The sequence below is a fragment of the Haladaptatus caseinilyticus genome (genome assembly GCF_026248685.1).
Classification (GTDB): domain Archaea; phylum Halobacteriota; class Halobacteria; order Halobacteriales; family Haladaptataceae; genus Haladaptatus; species Haladaptatus caseinilyticus.
Genome location: NZ_CP111037.1, coordinates 113,763 through 127,026, shown reverse-complemented (window position 1 = coordinate 127,026; position 13,264 = coordinate 113,763). Strand labels below are relative to the sequence as shown.

General features: G+C 57.6%; 14 protein-coding genes and 1 pseudogene. 4 read left to right on the top strand and 11 right to left on the bottom strand.

What is annotated here, in order from left to right:
- Positions 1–3: 3 nt before the first annotated feature.
- Together OOF89_RS14920 and ctaD are read right to left on the bottom strand one after the other, a co-directional pair.
- Positions 4–228, bottom strand: a complete 225-nt coding sequence (locus OOF89_RS14920; RefSeq protein ID WP_266080430.1) for a DUF6684 family protein — start codon at positions 226–228, stop codon at positions 4–6.
- Positions 228–1,946, bottom strand: coding sequence for a cytochrome c oxidase subunit I (gene ctaD / locus OOF89_RS14915; protein WP_266080564.1), 1,719 nt, complete (start codon positions 1,944–1,946; stop codon positions 228–230). The genes OOF89_RS14920 and ctaD overlap by 1 nt, the downstream gene beginning before the upstream one ends.
- A gap of 132 nt (positions 1,947–2,078) precedes the next feature.
- Between ctaD and OOF89_RS14910 the strand changes: the two genes are divergently transcribed.
- On the top strand, positions 2,079–2,243 hold the full coding sequence (locus OOF89_RS14910; protein ID WP_266080428.1) for a hypothetical protein: 165 nt from the start codon (positions 2,079–2,081) through the stop codon (positions 2,241–2,243).
- Between the two features lie 18 nt (positions 2,244–2,261).
- Here OOF89_RS14910 and OOF89_RS14905 read toward each other — a convergent pair whose 3' ends face one another.
- Positions 2,262–3,116 (bottom strand): succinate dehydrogenase/fumarate reductase iron-sulfur subunit, encoded by an 855-nt coding sequence (locus tag OOF89_RS14905; RefSeq protein WP_266080562.1) that lies wholly within the window; start codon positions 3,114–3,116, stop codon positions 2,262–2,264.
- A 203-nt stretch (positions 3,117–3,319) separates the two neighbouring features.
- On the opposite strand from OOF89_RS14905, the gene OOF89_RS14900 reads away from it, so the two are divergent.
- Together OOF89_RS14900 and OOF89_RS14895 are read left to right on the top strand one after the other, a co-directional pair.
- On the top strand, positions 3,320–4,897 hold the full coding sequence (locus OOF89_RS14900; protein WP_266080426.1) for an acetolactate synthase large subunit: 1,578 nt from the start codon (positions 3,320–3,322) through the stop codon (positions 4,895–4,897).
- 49 nt (positions 4,898–4,946) lie between these two features.
- Positions 4,947–5,855 (top strand): phosphorylase family protein, encoded by a 909-nt coding sequence (locus tag OOF89_RS14895; RefSeq protein WP_266080424.1) that lies wholly within the window; start codon positions 4,947–4,949, stop codon positions 5,853–5,855.
- A gap of 9 nt (positions 5,856–5,864) precedes the next feature.
- On the opposite strand, the gene OOF89_RS14890 is transcribed toward OOF89_RS14895, so the two are convergent.
- The 8 genes and pseudogenes from OOF89_RS14890 to OOF89_RS14855 form a co-directional block, all read right to left on the bottom strand.
- On the bottom strand, positions 5,865–6,254 hold the full coding sequence (locus OOF89_RS14890) for a DoxX family protein (RefSeq protein ID WP_266080422.1): 390 nt from the start codon (positions 6,252–6,254) through the stop codon (positions 5,865–5,867).
- Between the two features lies 1 nt (position 6,255).
- A pseudogene (locus tag OOF89_RS14885) lies at positions 6,256–7,074 on the bottom strand (aldo/keto reductase).
- A gap of 139 nt (positions 7,075–7,213) precedes the next feature.
- Positions 7,214–8,038, bottom strand: a complete 825-nt coding sequence (locus tag OOF89_RS14880; RefSeq protein ID WP_266080420.1) for a phosphosulfolactate synthase — start codon at positions 8,036–8,038, stop codon at positions 7,214–7,216.
- Positions 8,039–8,426: 388 nt separating this feature from the next.
- A complete protein-coding gene (locus tag OOF89_RS14875; protein WP_266080419.1) occupies positions 8,427–8,666 on the bottom strand; it encodes a hypothetical protein in 240 nt (79 codons plus the stop codon).
- Positions 8,667–9,134: 468 nt separating this feature from the next.
- On the bottom strand, positions 9,135–9,575 hold the full coding sequence (locus OOF89_RS14870) for a hypothetical protein (RefSeq protein WP_266080418.1): 441 nt from the start codon (positions 9,573–9,575) through the stop codon (positions 9,135–9,137).
- A 196-nt stretch (positions 9,576–9,771) separates the two neighbouring features.
- Positions 9,772–11,115: an MmgE/PrpD family protein gene (locus tag OOF89_RS14865; protein WP_266080416.1), complete on the bottom strand. Its 1,344-nt coding sequence runs from the start codon at positions 11,113–11,115 to the stop codon at positions 9,772–9,774.
- A gap of 74 nt (positions 11,116–11,189) precedes the next feature.
- Positions 11,190–12,140, bottom strand: a complete 951-nt coding sequence (locus tag OOF89_RS14860; RefSeq protein ID WP_266080415.1) for a DUF3179 domain-containing protein — start codon at positions 12,138–12,140, stop codon at positions 11,190–11,192.
- A 56-nt stretch (positions 12,141–12,196) separates the two neighbouring features.
- Entirely contained in the window at positions 12,197–12,334 is a 138-nt protein-coding gene (locus OOF89_RS14855; RefSeq protein WP_266080413.1) for a hypothetical protein, read from the bottom strand.
- Between the two features lie 98 nt (positions 12,335–12,432).
- Here OOF89_RS14855 and OOF89_RS14850 point away from each other — a divergent pair, with 98 nt between their 5' ends.
- Entirely contained in the window at positions 12,433–13,260 is an 828-nt protein-coding gene (locus OOF89_RS14850) for a hypothetical protein (RefSeq protein WP_266080411.1), read from the top strand.
- Positions 13,261–13,264: the final 4 nt, after the last annotated feature.

Here is a 13,264-nt window from a genome sequence, read left to right as displayed (position 1 = left end):
GGCTCACCTGACGTAGTGGGCCGCAATCCACGTCAGCAAGCCGAGGAGGACGAGCGGGATTACCGTGAGTCCGAGACCGAGGATGCCCATGAACGTATCGTCAGGCCATGGGGAGAAGAACAAAAAGAGGAAAAGGAAGAACGCAAGGATGAACATTGGGACGATGTTCACCGTGATGTCGAGCAATGTTTCGCGATCGAAGACGGGGTCGGAATCCGCTTCCGCCATCAGTCGTCACCTCGCTCGGGGCGTGCGTTCCCACCATCTTCAGGACCACTGCCGTCCGTGAGTGCGGTCTCGCGCTTCTTTTCGAACCACGTCCATTCGGGCGACTGCATCCCGTCGGCTTCGAGATTCCACGGGTCACCGGACTCGACGACCGGACCTTCGAGCCACGATTGGGCGATGTTCCAGATGAAGATAAGTTGCCCGATTGCGAGGATTAAGGCCCCAAGGGTTGCGACCTGGTGCCACGTGGTGAACTGTGGGAGATACGTCGCATACCGTCGTGGCATGCCGCCGTAGCCGAGGAATATCATGGCGAAGAATGTGACGTTCGACCCGATCATCGTGAGCCAGAAATGCCAATGTGCGAGTTTCTTCTGGTACATCTTCCCGGTGTAGATGGGGAACCAGTAGTAGACACCCGCGAACAGTGCAACGGCGATGGCACCCATCACGATGAAGTGGAAGTGGCCGACGACGTAGTAGGTGTCGTGGAGGACGAGGTCGACCGGGATGGCCGCGAGGAACACACCGGTGACGCCGCCGATGATGAAGTTTTGGACGAAGCCAATGCTGAACAACATCGGCGCAGTCATCCGAAGGTTGCCGTTCCACATCGTCGTAATCCAGTTGAACACCTTCACCGCGCTCGGTATCGCAATCGCCATCGATACCGCCATGAAACTGACGCGAATTCGCGGGTCGATACCGGTAGAGAACATGTGGTGCGCCCAGACGCCGAAGGAGAGGACGCCGATGGCAAGCGTCGAATAGACGACGAACTTGTACCCGAACAGCTTACGTCCGGAAAATCGGGGGAGGATGAGGCTAACCAGACCCATCGGTGGAAGGACGATGATGTACACTTCGGGGTGGCCGAAGAACCAGAACAGGTGTTGCCAGAGGATGGGCCCGCCACCACCCTCCACTCCGAAGAACGTGGTCCCGAAATTGCGGTCGAGCAGGAGCATGATGAGCGCGCTCCCCAAAAGCGGGAACGCAAACAGGATGAGCCCCGATTGCGTGAGCATTGTCCACGAGAACAGGTCGAGTTCGGGCCAGTCGATGTTCCGCTCGGTGAAGATGGTCGCGATGAAGTTTATCGCTCCCATCGTCGCGCTGATACCGGAAAGATGCAAACCGAGCAGCATCAGATCGGTCGCCGGACTCGGTTGCTGCGCCGAAAGCGGCGTGTACATCGTCCAACTCGTTTGAGAGGGTTCGATGCCAGTTCCCAGTGCCGCCAGCGGAAAGCCGATCCAGATGAGGATTGCAGCGGGTGGTAGAAGCCAGAACGCGATGGCGTTGATACGCGGGAACGCCATGTCGTCCGCCCCGATGAGGAGCGGGATGAAGTAGTTCCCGAACGCCGCAATCATCGGCGTCGCGAATAGGAACAGCATCGTGATCCCGTGCGTGGTAAGCAGGGAGTTGTAAAACCCGGCTTGCATGAGGTCTATATCGGGTGCGACCAGTTCGATGCGCATGAGAGTCACGCCGATACCGCCCCAAACGAGGGCGATAAGTGCATAGACACCATACAGCATACCGATATCCTTGTGGTCAACCGTCGTCAGCCATCGAAGGATTCCGCCCGGTTTTTCGGCGTACTCGACCCGTCGCTCTTCGACTTGTCCCATCCCCCCACCTGCGGGTGTGTACGACCGCCAATCTTCGACCCGAAGGACGAAGAACAGAACGGCCAGGAGGAACCCACCCATCAGGATGGTGAGCGCCAAGTCCGTTGATAGCGCAGCCATCGTACAGTAGTTGGTTGGAAGAGGGTAATTCCTTTCGGTAAAATGACAATTGTTTCGGAGTGGCTTATGTTCAATATATTACCTGAATTGATTGTGACGACACGGTTCGAGAACACTGATGGATTGGAAACGGCGAAAACCCGATCCGACAACCACATCCGACGATCGGTCACCGATACCGACGAACGGACCGTCGTGAATCGGTCAACGGGAGAACAGCACGCGATTCACGTTCGCTCCTATTTCGAGCACATATAAAAATCCGACTCCGGTCGACTACCAAAATTTGAGGTTTCGCTTCACCGCCTCCCGCTTGAGTTCCTGAATGTGTTCCGTCAGCGGAATGTCCTTCGGACACACTTCCGTACAGGAAAACTGCGTCTGGCAGCGATAGACGCCGTGTTCTTGATCCATGATGTTCAGTCGATGTTCGGTCGTCGCCTCATCCTCGCGTTCGTCCATGATGAACCGATAGGCGGTGCTGATCGCCGCCGGACCGAGGTACTGGTTGTCCCCCGCCGCGATGTTGCATGAGGACATGCACGCGCCACACCAGATACAGCGCGTCGCCATCTTTATCTCCTCGCGATTTTCCCGTGAATGGCGTTGTTCTATCAGTTCCTCGTCGGGGAGCGAATCGGTCTGAAAGAATGGTTCGACCGCGTTCATCTGGTCGTAGAAGTGTTCCATCTCTACGACGAGATCCTTGATAACCTCCTGATGCGGAAGCGGTTCGACCTGTATCGGTTCATCTAACTCCGAGATCTGTGTCTTGCAGGCGAGTTTCTGACGGCCGTTGACGAAGACGGCGTCGCTCCCACAGATTGCTTGCCGGCAGGAGTGACGCACCGTCAGCGTCGAATCGAAGTGGTCACGAGCGTAGAGGAGTGCGTCCAAAACCGTTAGTCCACGTGTGTACGGAACGTGAAAGTGATCGAATCGCGGTTTCTCCTTCTCCGGGACGCCTGGATCGTACCGAAACACTTTGAGATGGACCGTATCGGCCGACGTCTCTTCTTTGTTCCGAACCTCGGCTTCTCGCTCCTCGCGGCGACGTTGCCGTTTGTCGGCCATCCGACGCTCCTGCGGCGAGCGACTGGCCCGAAACTCCTCCGCCTGCGTATCCTCCATCGGTTCATCCGCACGCATCTGTCCTTCCGACTGCGCCGCTTCCTCTTCCTGTTGGCTCACTGGAAACCCCTTTCCGAACCGTACCTCGGGTTCGACGGCAATAAACCTCGCCGTCGAATCGATGTGTCGAAATCGGCCATTCGGTGTGGGGAGTCGTTTAGTATGCCAACAAGAACTAACCCTCTGTCGTCCTAATCGAAGTGATGAAAGCATCTGACCTGCTCGTCGAGTGTCTCGAAGCAGAAGGGGTAGAATACGTATTCGGCCTACCGGGCGAGGAACTCGAAGACGTACTGTTCTCGATCCGCGACTCCGACATCGAGTTTATTCCAGTTCGTCACGAACAGGGCGCGGCGTTCATGGCCGACGTTCACGGGCGCGTCACCGGACGCGCGGGAGTGTGCCTCTCGACGCTCGGGCCGGGTGCGACGAACCTCCTCACCGGGGTTGCGGACGCCCATCTCGACAAAAGTCCACTCGTTGCTATCACGGGACAGGCCGGACTCGAACGGCTTCACAAGGAGAGCCATCAGGCGCTCGATATCGTCCACACGTATCGCTCGGTGACGAAGTGGAACACGCAGTTGAGTGACCCGGAGATCATCAACGAATCGGTTCGGAAGGCGTTCAAGCTCGCCGAATACGAAAAACCAGGTGCGACGCATCTCGAGTTCCCCGAAGACGTCGCGGGGGAGGAAACGGACGCCGAGCCGTTGGAAGTGAGAGAACGAGTTCGGCGACCCGATCCCGACGACATATCGGTCGAACGCGCCGCAGAACTGCTCGAAAATGCGGAGCGTCCGTTGGTCATCGCCGGAAACGGTGCCGTTCGGACGCGGACGGCGGAAGGACTCCGGGAGTTCGTTTCCGAAACGGCGGTTCCAGTCGTCGGAACGTACATGGGAAAAGGGGCGCTCTCGGACGACGACGATCACTCACTGTTCACGCTCGATTCGGGCGAAAACGGCGAATCCGCGGATGCGATTTCGCGGGCGGATTGTGTCCTCGCGGTCGGCTACGATATCGCCGAACACGACCCCGAAAAATGGAACCCGGAACTCGATAAACAAATCATCCATTTGGACCACGAATCCGCCGAGGTGTACGAACATTATAATCCGGACGTCGAACTCGTCTGTGACATCTCCGCAGGGCTCGAGGCCCTCCTCGAAGACGTGGACGTAACGTGTCCAGAAGCGTGGTACCGGGACCAGCGGGAGTCGCTCGTCGAACGGATGATAAGCACGCCGGACGAAGACGACCCTGTGACGGTTCGAAACGTCCTCCCCGTCCTGCGCGACGTGATGGCCGACGAGGACGTACTCATCTCCGACGTCGGGAGTCATAAGATGGCTATCGCACAGGAGTTCCCGACCTACGAACCGAACTCAGTCATCATCTCGAACGGGCTTGCGAGCATGGGCATCGCGGTTCCGGGCGGGATTGCCGCAGACCTCGCGCTCGACGCAAATGTCGTCGTTGCGACCGGCGACGGCGGGTTCATGATGAATGCAGCGGAAATCGAGACGGCGACACGGCTGGGCTGTAGCTACACTATCATCGTTTTTAACGACTCCGAGTACCGACTCATCACCGAGAATCAGGAAGCAGACCGCAGCGAGCATTACGGAACCGAACTGACGAACCCCGATTTCGTGGCGTTTGCGGAGAGTTTCGGTATCGATGCGGTCCGTGCAACGACTTGGGACGAAATCAGCGAAGCGCTCCGATCGGCGGTCGAAAGTGACGGGATGACAGTGGTCGAAATCCCGATGGAGTGAATACCAGCGGAACGTCTATGGAATATCGGCCGACATAATCATGCACTAAATGACGAAAAACGTGTCCTCGACCGAACTGCAAATCCTCCTCCTCCCAGCTTTTGCGGACGACGATTTCGTCTCCGACGAAGCCCTTCCGAACGAAATCGAACGTTGGTTCGACGCTTACGACTTTTCGAGCGAGATCGATGTTTCCGGCGCGAACATGCCGGTTTTCCATACGGACGATGGGATCGGAATCACGGCTACCGGAATGGGAAAATCCGAATCCGCGACGACCGTAGCCGCGATACTCGCGTCTCCCAAGATCGACTGTTCGAACGCGTACTTTCTGACGGTCGGCGTCGCGGGCACGACACCCGAAGTCGGAACACTCGGGTCCGTCTTCATCGCCGACGCTGTCGTCGATTGGGACTGTAAACAGCGCTGGGCCGAGCGCGACGACCCTGATGACGATAGAACCGTACAGCTACTTCCCTACCGCCCCCGAGACTACGTCTATCGACTGAACGAAGCCCTCGTGGAGGATGCGTACGACAGGGCAAGAGACGTTACACTTCGTGATTCGAAGCCAGTAGAACGTCTCCGAAACCGATACTCACAACCGGCGGCACGCGAACCGCCAAGCGTCGGGGTCGGGGCGACACTGTGTGGTGACGAGTTCTGGCATGGAAAGACCGTTGCCGAGGACGCTCAGTGGCTCGTCGAACAGTACGATGCTGGAACCTACGCGACGACGGAGATGGAGGAGTATGGAACCGCGACCGCACTCGATCGGTTCGGTCTCCTGCACCGCTATCTGAGCATCCGCAGCGTCGTGAATTTCGATAGACCACACGAACGCCAGACAGTACGGGAGAGTCTCGCAACGGACCTCGGGAAACCGGCGGTCGAACTCGGGATGGAAAACACCTTCCGAGTCGGTTCGCGAGTCGTCGAAGGACTCAAAAAACGGTGAGCGGCCGTATCACCCGCTTATGTCGGATGATTTAGTTTCCAGTTCCCAAAGCGAATACGGTCCCGTGCCGAGAGCGAGAATGCCGACCGATGCGAGGAGTATCGTGAGATTGAGTGGATTCGCTCCCGCAATGATGATGGCGACGAGCATGATACCAATCAGCCCGAGCGCAGCAACTCGCCCGGCGATGCCGAAGAGGAGCATGATGACGGACGCTAGTTCGGCCACGCCAACGAGGAGGACCAAAATTCCGGGAGCGGGAATACCGAGACTCGCGAAGAATTCGACCTGCCCACCGTAGTCCAGGAACTTACCAGTGGCCGGGAGCGCGAGGGTGGCGGCGATGAGGATCCGTAAAACGAGTGGAAGCCAGTTGCGGAGTTGGCTCGTGGCACCCATTTCAGACCCCCAATCGACCGCGAAGCATCGATACTCCGGTGCGAATGCGGGAGGGACGGCCAACGAGTTCCATCTCCGTCTCCGTCAACTCGAAATCGAAAATGTCGAGGTTCTCCCGCAGATGCTCCTTGCTCGTCGATTTGGGGATGGTCACGACGCCGTCGTGCTGAACGACCTAGCGAAGCGCGACCTGTGCAGGGGTCTTACCGTACATTTTTGCGAGCGTCGTGAGGATTTGGTCGCGCATGACGCCGCCGTGCGCCAGCGGACTGTAGGCCGTCAACAGGACGTCGTTTCGTCGGCAGTAGTCGAGCAGTTCTGTCTGCGGGTTGTAGGGGTGAAACTGCACTTGGTCGGTGAAAATCGGTGCTTCGGCGTCCCTTTGCGCAGATTCGAGTTGTTTCACGTCGAAGTTGCTTACGCCAATGTGGGTGGTTAGCCCATCGCTTCGCACGTCAGACAACGCACGCATCACTTCGCGGGTGTGGGCGGCGGGATTCGGCCAATGGATCAGCAGTAAATCGACGTATTCCATCCCGAGTCGCGCCATACTTTCGTGAACTGACTCCACGATATCGTCGTATTTCCGGTTCATCGGCCACACTTTCGTCGTCAGAAACACATCTTCACGGGCGACGTCCGACTGTTGGACGGCTTGCCCGACCTGTCGCTCGTTCCCGTAGCCCTGTGCCGTATCAATATGGCGATAACCCAAATCGAGGGCGGTCGCGACCGTATCCCGGCAGGCTGAACCAGTCAATCGCCACGTTCCGAGACCGATTTTCGGAACGTCTTCGCCCGCTATCGTCTCGTATTCCATAACTGCTAAAGACTACCAGGGAGTAAATATGCAGTGCCAGACTGATGGGGTGAGGAAATCGAGCCCAAACAATGGATTCGGTGGGTTAGTCGATACGACCCTCCCCCGGTTAGAAGTGGCGAAAAAGTATAGTGTCCAGTCAGTGTCCGTCGTACGACACCACTCGTCCCCATGAACTCTTCTTGCCCCACAGTCCGGAGCGCATACATTCCAACTCCACGATTTGGGAGTTGTCCACGAACAAGTTCACTTCGGGACCGAAGTTTTTGATGTACCACTCGAACACTTCGGGGTCCGCGGCCTCGAACACGCAGTTCTCGATACCGACCTCGTTGGCGATTGCGAAGGCGACATCGGTTCGCCACTCGCGCACTTGTTCCGTGATACCTTCCGATTCGACCATGATCTTGTACGCACCCGCATCGAGGTGTCGCTTTGCCTCCCGAATCGCACTCGCCGGATCGATAGCTTCCTCGCTCTCCAGCTCCTCGACAGCCGAGGCACCGCCAGCACCGAACTGGACGTTGATTTCCGGCTTCGCTTTCAGGCCGTGGTCTTGGACCAGTTCGGTCAACGCCACGAGGTCGTCGGTCCCGATCGCGATAAAGCCCGACGAGATTTCCACGATATCGAAACCGAGATTGCCAGCCTCCTCGACGTACTGTTCTACCTTATCGTTGTCGCGGACGAGGACGTTCTCGATGAATCCACCCGTCGAGACCTGAACGTCGTATTCGTGGCATACAGCGATGAGTTCTTCAACGACATCCTCGGGCATCAGAGCGAACGACCCGCCGGAGAACTTGTAGATGTCCACGTACTCGCCCATGGTATCGAGGATGTCTTGAAGTTCGCGTGGCCCCATCGGGTCGTAGTACGGCCCCCGCATCTCCGTGATTCCCTTCTCGCGTGGTTTCGATTCGCGCTCGTTCGTGTGCAGGAAGTCGAATGCTCTATCGGTCATGAAACCCCCGAACGCGGTACGACGAGCACCTACAAAAGCAGTTGGGCAGACAGAAGCGTTTCCAGCGGTGAAATTCTCCCTCCGTTCTCTCGAACATGGCTGGCGGGGGGTACGTTCGTCGCCGGAAACGACGACCGTGTCTGAAAGAGCGAAAGATGGCAGTGGAACGTTCGACACGGAATCGATCACGTCAGTACCCCGTGCGCTGCTGGGAATCGGTCGTCCGCCGAACAATCTTGTGTAGGGATGGTTTGACCTGCGACAGGCGTGCAGTACCTCGACGATAGCGGACGTCCATCCCTATCGCTCGTGATTCATGACACCTCCCGTCGAGGGACTCATCGTCCTCGCCACACCAAGCCGAAAACTCGGTGGTCGCCAGGTCTGTTTATTCGTCGCTTTCAGAAAACCCAACGTGTCTCTCATCCGCGCATCCCGACCCGTATCGTTGGAGATGCCACGCGAGGGTATTTCCTGATTCGGGAACACAGGAGTCCGCCGTCTTGGTTGGTCCCCCTGGCACTCCGGAAACGCCACTTGCTGGCGCACCTGTTGGGCCATCGACAGCGGTCCCGGCCGAATTCTCGACGACCCCATCCGCGGGGGAACCGACCGATATCAAGGACACACCCAAACCAACACCGAATACCAAGGTGAACGACAAGAAAACGACAGAACGACTGGTCACGGAGCTTTCGCTTTTATTGGGCGTTGTACCCCGGAATTCTGATTGAGTCCCACGTTCGACCATATTCGTTCGAATGGGACACTCACCCTTTGTTATTCGGCGCTCACTGACGGCGAATTCTCGATTACTGAGTGTCACCGATTCCGCTCTGATAGACTGATTTTGGTATACAGGGACAAGGATACTGAGCACACAGCTGGCAGTACGGAGTTCGCCGTCGCTCATCGGTCGAACACTGTCGAGCGTCGTGCTCGATTTGGTACTGTAAGTAACGAATTCGAGTTTCAACGTGAGAACGCGAAAAAGGCGGAAAATGCGGTTCGTCGGGGGAGAGTTCCCCCATTATTCAGTTAGGCGTCGATACTGGGTTCAATCCGCTCGCTTCTCGGCGCCCATCCTGATGGTTTTTTACGCTTCGTTTTCGGCTTCCGCTTCGCCGTACTGCAGGTTGTTGTTTTCTTGCTCGCTGTACTGGACTGCGTCCGCGTCACCAAGAACACCAACGGCGACTGCAGCACCTTGCACGTTTGAGTTACCTTGCGCGACGTACTGGTCCTGATAGACAACCGCCGTGGCCTCTTGATCGACTTCCTGCTTATCGTTCCACCATTTCTTCTTGTGGTGGTCGTCTGCAGCGGCGGTTCCTGCGGCACCTGCGGCGAACAGCGCGCCGACGATAGACATTGCGAGTAGTAGCCTGATTGCTTTCTTCATCGTATACACCTGGCGACGCGTTCGGGCAAGCAGCATGCCCTGCGTCAGCCAGTTATTCGTGTTGCCGCGACTGTATTTCAATGCCCAGTACCGTTCAACCCGACCGTCAGGACTGACGGTTATGGCTAACTGCATATAAGCCCTTCAAACGGCTAAAACGCCAGAGATCAGGTGTTACGAGAACTTTCTATGGAAGATGCTTAACCGATTTCGTCGAGCCAACTGTCATAGTAACATCATTCGAAGATGGAAATCGTTACTCCTTCTACAATGCGATATGGTGACAGAGTGCAAAGAATAACCTCGTTAGCGGCGGGCTGATAGCTCAAAATCAGTCGAGCAACGAGACGAGGTCAACGACATCGTGGTTTTCTAGCTGAAGCACCGTTTCGACGATTCGCTCCCGCCGAGGCTGGTCGTATCGATCTTTGGTCATCCGCCCGAACTTCGTTTCGATCTGCTCCCACGACATCGAGTTGTTCGGGTGACCTTCGAAGTCGGTCTTTTCGATACGGTGAGTCGTCCCGTCGTCCATCGTCACGGTGATGATTGCGGGCATCTCACCCGCTTCGAAGCGGTCAGTCAACGTTTCGTCTGCTTCCACCTCGACGGTTCGAAGGAGTTCCTGCACGTCGTCGCGGCGAATTCGTTCCGGATCGTACTGGGCGTTCGTCATTTCGCGGTCGATGAGCGCGGCAGCCAACATATACGGGAGCGAGTGGTCGGCCTGTGCTTTCGTCTCGACATCGTATCGGCTTCCCTCACCGCCGCCGATGATGAGTTTCGCACCTGCAAACGTGTCGAGATGGATCGAATCCACATCGTTGGGGTCGATATGGTTCTGCGTTGCCAGTTCGATGATTCCCTCCACGGCGGACTGGGCGTAGGTTTCAGCGACGAACTTCTTCGTCATCACGTCGTGGACGCGCTCTACCGGGGACAGATCGACTTCGAAATCTCCGGAGATGATATGCTTCCACCCTTTCTGGCCCTCGAAGAGGTTCGTCGGTCCTTCGACGTCGTTTTTCGCGAGCATGGCTGCATATACCCCGTTTCTGGCTGCGTTCGCGGATGCCAACCCCTTCCATTCTGAAATCCCCTCGGTCCGGGTTACCCGAAGGGCGTTGTGTGCGGTGCCCGCGATGCCGAGTGCAGAACGGGTCGCTTCACGGTCGAGGTCGAGGAGTTTCGCGCCCCCGGCGGCCGCGGAAATAACGGTATGTGTGACGTGGTCCCATCCCCGGTCACGAACCGGCGCGTTCCACGCGAGTTCGCCTTGTACCTCGTAGGCGATTCCGACCGCAGTGAGGAGTGCCTCCCCCGATCGCCCCGCATACTCCCCGGCGGCGATTAGTCCCGCGATGTTGTCGCTGGGGTGGGGCGTCTCGCCCGGTGCAAGAAACGAGTCCATGTAATCCAGGTAGCGCACGGCGGCCGTGTTCAGCATGGTGGCGTCCGGAGGTGATGCCGTTCCACCTCCCCAGAGGGTACATCCTTGACCGTTCATCTCTTCGACTGTCGCCCGGACGTCTTCGACTGGCTTTTCGCCCATCGCACCGACTGCGATGCCCAACGAATCGAGGATTCGTTTTTTTAGTTCGTCCACGGTCTCCTCGGAGAGGTCGTCGAACGCCGTTTCGGTGACGAAATCCGCTATCTCGGCGGTCGTGGTCATACAGGGATGGTAACGACGGGCACGACCAAAAGCACCCCCGGGCGTTCATCGCGTTTCGACGCGGAAAGTCGGCGTTACTCGGGCGACCAGAATCCGTCCTCACCGTGGTCGTCCTGCCATGCGAACGCGAACAGTCGGCGCGCGGGGAGTCTCGTCAACTGGCGGCCGCCGCCGCTCTCGCCACTTGCACCGTGCCAGCGCACCCCATCGGCACGAAAGAACAACTCATCTTCGTACTCGAAATTGAAACCGAGATGTTCGAAGGCATGAATCCCATCCGCCGCAAATACAACGACGTCGATTTCACCGATACTCGCCGTCACGACGTTACCCGCATCTTCGACACGGGGCAGTGGGAACCCAAGTGCATCGCCGTCGGATTCGAGGCCGAGAACGACGGCTTTCGGGTCGATGTCGTCGCGCTTCCACGCTCGGGAGTCGCCGCCGCGATGGGCATCTAATCCGAATCCGTCGTGCTCGAAGTACGCCCGATACGGTTCAGCATCGTAGTCGATGGGTGCCGGGTCGTCGCCCGGACCGCTCGCTTCGCTCTCGCCACCGGGCGGCTGAAGAACGAGACCGTCCGAGTGTCGCTCGCGGAACTCGTTCCACGTGATGAGTGCGGCGGGGAGGACGGCGAGCGATTCGCCACGGAGTTCACCCGCGATCGCCTCGCCACTCGACTGTTTCCACTCCGTTTCCGTTTCGCGGTCGTACATGACGAGGTCGTCGGCGGCGAGCTTTCCCGATACCCCGAACTCGAGCGTTCCCTGGCTGGCTTCGCGCGAATAGACGATGGCACTGCCACAAAGCGGACACCACGTCACGGCGATCGGTTGGCCGTTCGGTTCGTCGTTGACGATTTCGTGATAGTGTAGATACCGAACCGGATAGGCGCGCACCGGCCCCGATTCGGGTTCGAAGACGACGACTCGGTCGTCCGGGTTTCCGTCGTACGCCGACCCGAATTCCGGGCCGTTCACACTCGGAATAGCATCCCGGGGAATGACCTGTCTCACGTTCATGTTCGGTCGTTCCGTAGGATAATATAAAAGATCGAGGGAGAATCTCGGGAGGTTCGTTATTTCGGGTACCGGACGTACGGGCCGGGGAGGAGAGCGCGAAGGGAAAACGACCGACGACGCGGCGTTTCCTCCTCGGTCTCGTGAGTTACCGTGGTCGTGGTCGGCTCGTTCCCGTTCGTTTCTGTGGCGATCATCAATTCCATAAAACACCTCATATTACTTTATTATGACCCGAATAACCCTCCGGAAGGACAGGCATGAATTGAAATACGGAGCTGACTAATCGGGTAGTATGCACGTTCCGACGGGTCAGTTTCGATGGCGCAGTGTCGGATTGCTCGTACTGCTCATCGTCGGAATCCGGCGACTGAGACAGTCAGTAGCACACACTCGTGAAGTCCCGCTCAGCCCACTCGTCGCACGCGGTCGAGTAGGTGCGAATTATCTCGAACAACACGACGTTACGACCGGTGCAAATCCGTCCGGTGAGATGGACGATATGGCTGCTTATGCACGAGACGATTTTTACCCCGAATCAGTCCATCGAGCGGTTCGGCGGTTTTACGAACGAACAGGTGAGTACGACCTCAGCTATCATGTCCGATGGCATCGCGGATTTCGACTCGGGGCGACCCTTGCGCTTCGACTCATGAGGCACATCGAACAGTTCAACCTTCCAAGTCCCTCGGAACCATCGACAGGTACCCTCAGCAGTCGAATCGTTTCGGTGAGTGTGGATGACGACCCGCGAGACGAAACACGGGCGTGGATTCGAACGGACGAGTCGGATACCGCCGTTTTTGTTGCCACCTATGCGAGTCACGTCCGGAACGAAACTCGCTACGTCAACATCGCAGCACCTCTCCCGTGGTCGAACCTGAGCACCGTTCTCCACGTTCGACAGTACGATTTTGGCGGGGAGTCGGACGGGATCGAACTGACGACGAAAACGAAGACGGGTGACGAAGGGCTCTATTTTGTCACACCGATCGGTTCCGTCACACTCCCGATGCAGCAGACGTTTCGTGTCGTTCCGGATGGCGATGGAATCAGGGCATGCCACGAAATGTGGCTGTTCGGCCGGCAGTTTCTCACTATCGAATACCGATCACACGACTGAGCGC

Coding starts and splice junctions, on each gene's coding strand:
- OOF89_RS14920 (WP_266080430.1), bottom strand. CDS start 228: ATGGCGGAAGCGGATTCCGACCCCGTCTTCGATCGCGAAACATTGCTC.
- ctaD (WP_266080564.1), bottom strand. CDS start 1,946: ATGGGTGGGTTCCTCCTGGCCGTTCTGTTCTTCGTCCTTCGGGTCGAA.
- OOF89_RS14905 (WP_266080562.1), bottom strand. CDS start 3,116: ATGGAGGATACGCAGGCGGAGGAGTTTCGGGCCAGTCGCTCGCCGCAG.
- OOF89_RS14900 (WP_266080426.1), top strand. CDS start 3,320: ATGAAAGCATCTGACCTGCTCGTCGAGTGTCTCGAAGCAGAAGGGGTA.
- OOF89_RS14895 (WP_266080424.1), top strand. CDS start 4,947: ATGACGAAAAACGTGTCCTCGACCGAACTGCAAATCCTCCTCCTCCCA.
- OOF89_RS14890 (WP_266080422.1), bottom strand. CDS start 6,254: ATGGGTGCCACGAGCCAACTCCGCAACTGGCTTCCACTCGTTTTACGG.
- OOF89_RS14880 (WP_266080420.1), bottom strand. CDS start 8,038: ATGACCGATAGAGCATTCGACTTCCTGCACACGAACGAGCGCGAATCG.
- OOF89_RS14870 (WP_266080418.1), bottom strand. CDS start 9,575: ATGCAGTTAGCCATAACCGTCAGTCCTGACGGTCGGGTTGAACGGTAC.
- OOF89_RS14865 (WP_266080416.1), bottom strand. CDS start 11,115: ATGACCACGACCGCCGAGATAGCGGATTTCGTCACCGAAACGGCGTTC.
- OOF89_RS14860 (WP_266080415.1), bottom strand. CDS start 12,140: ATGAACGTGAGACAGGTCATTCCCCGGGATGCTATTCCGAGTGTGAAC.
- OOF89_RS14855 (WP_266080413.1), bottom strand. CDS start 12,334: ATGATCGCCACAGAAACGAACGGGAACGAGCCGACCACGACCACGGTA.
- OOF89_RS14850 (WP_266080411.1), top strand. CDS start 12,433: ATGCACGTTCCGACGGGTCAGTTTCGATGGCGCAGTGTCGGATTGCTC.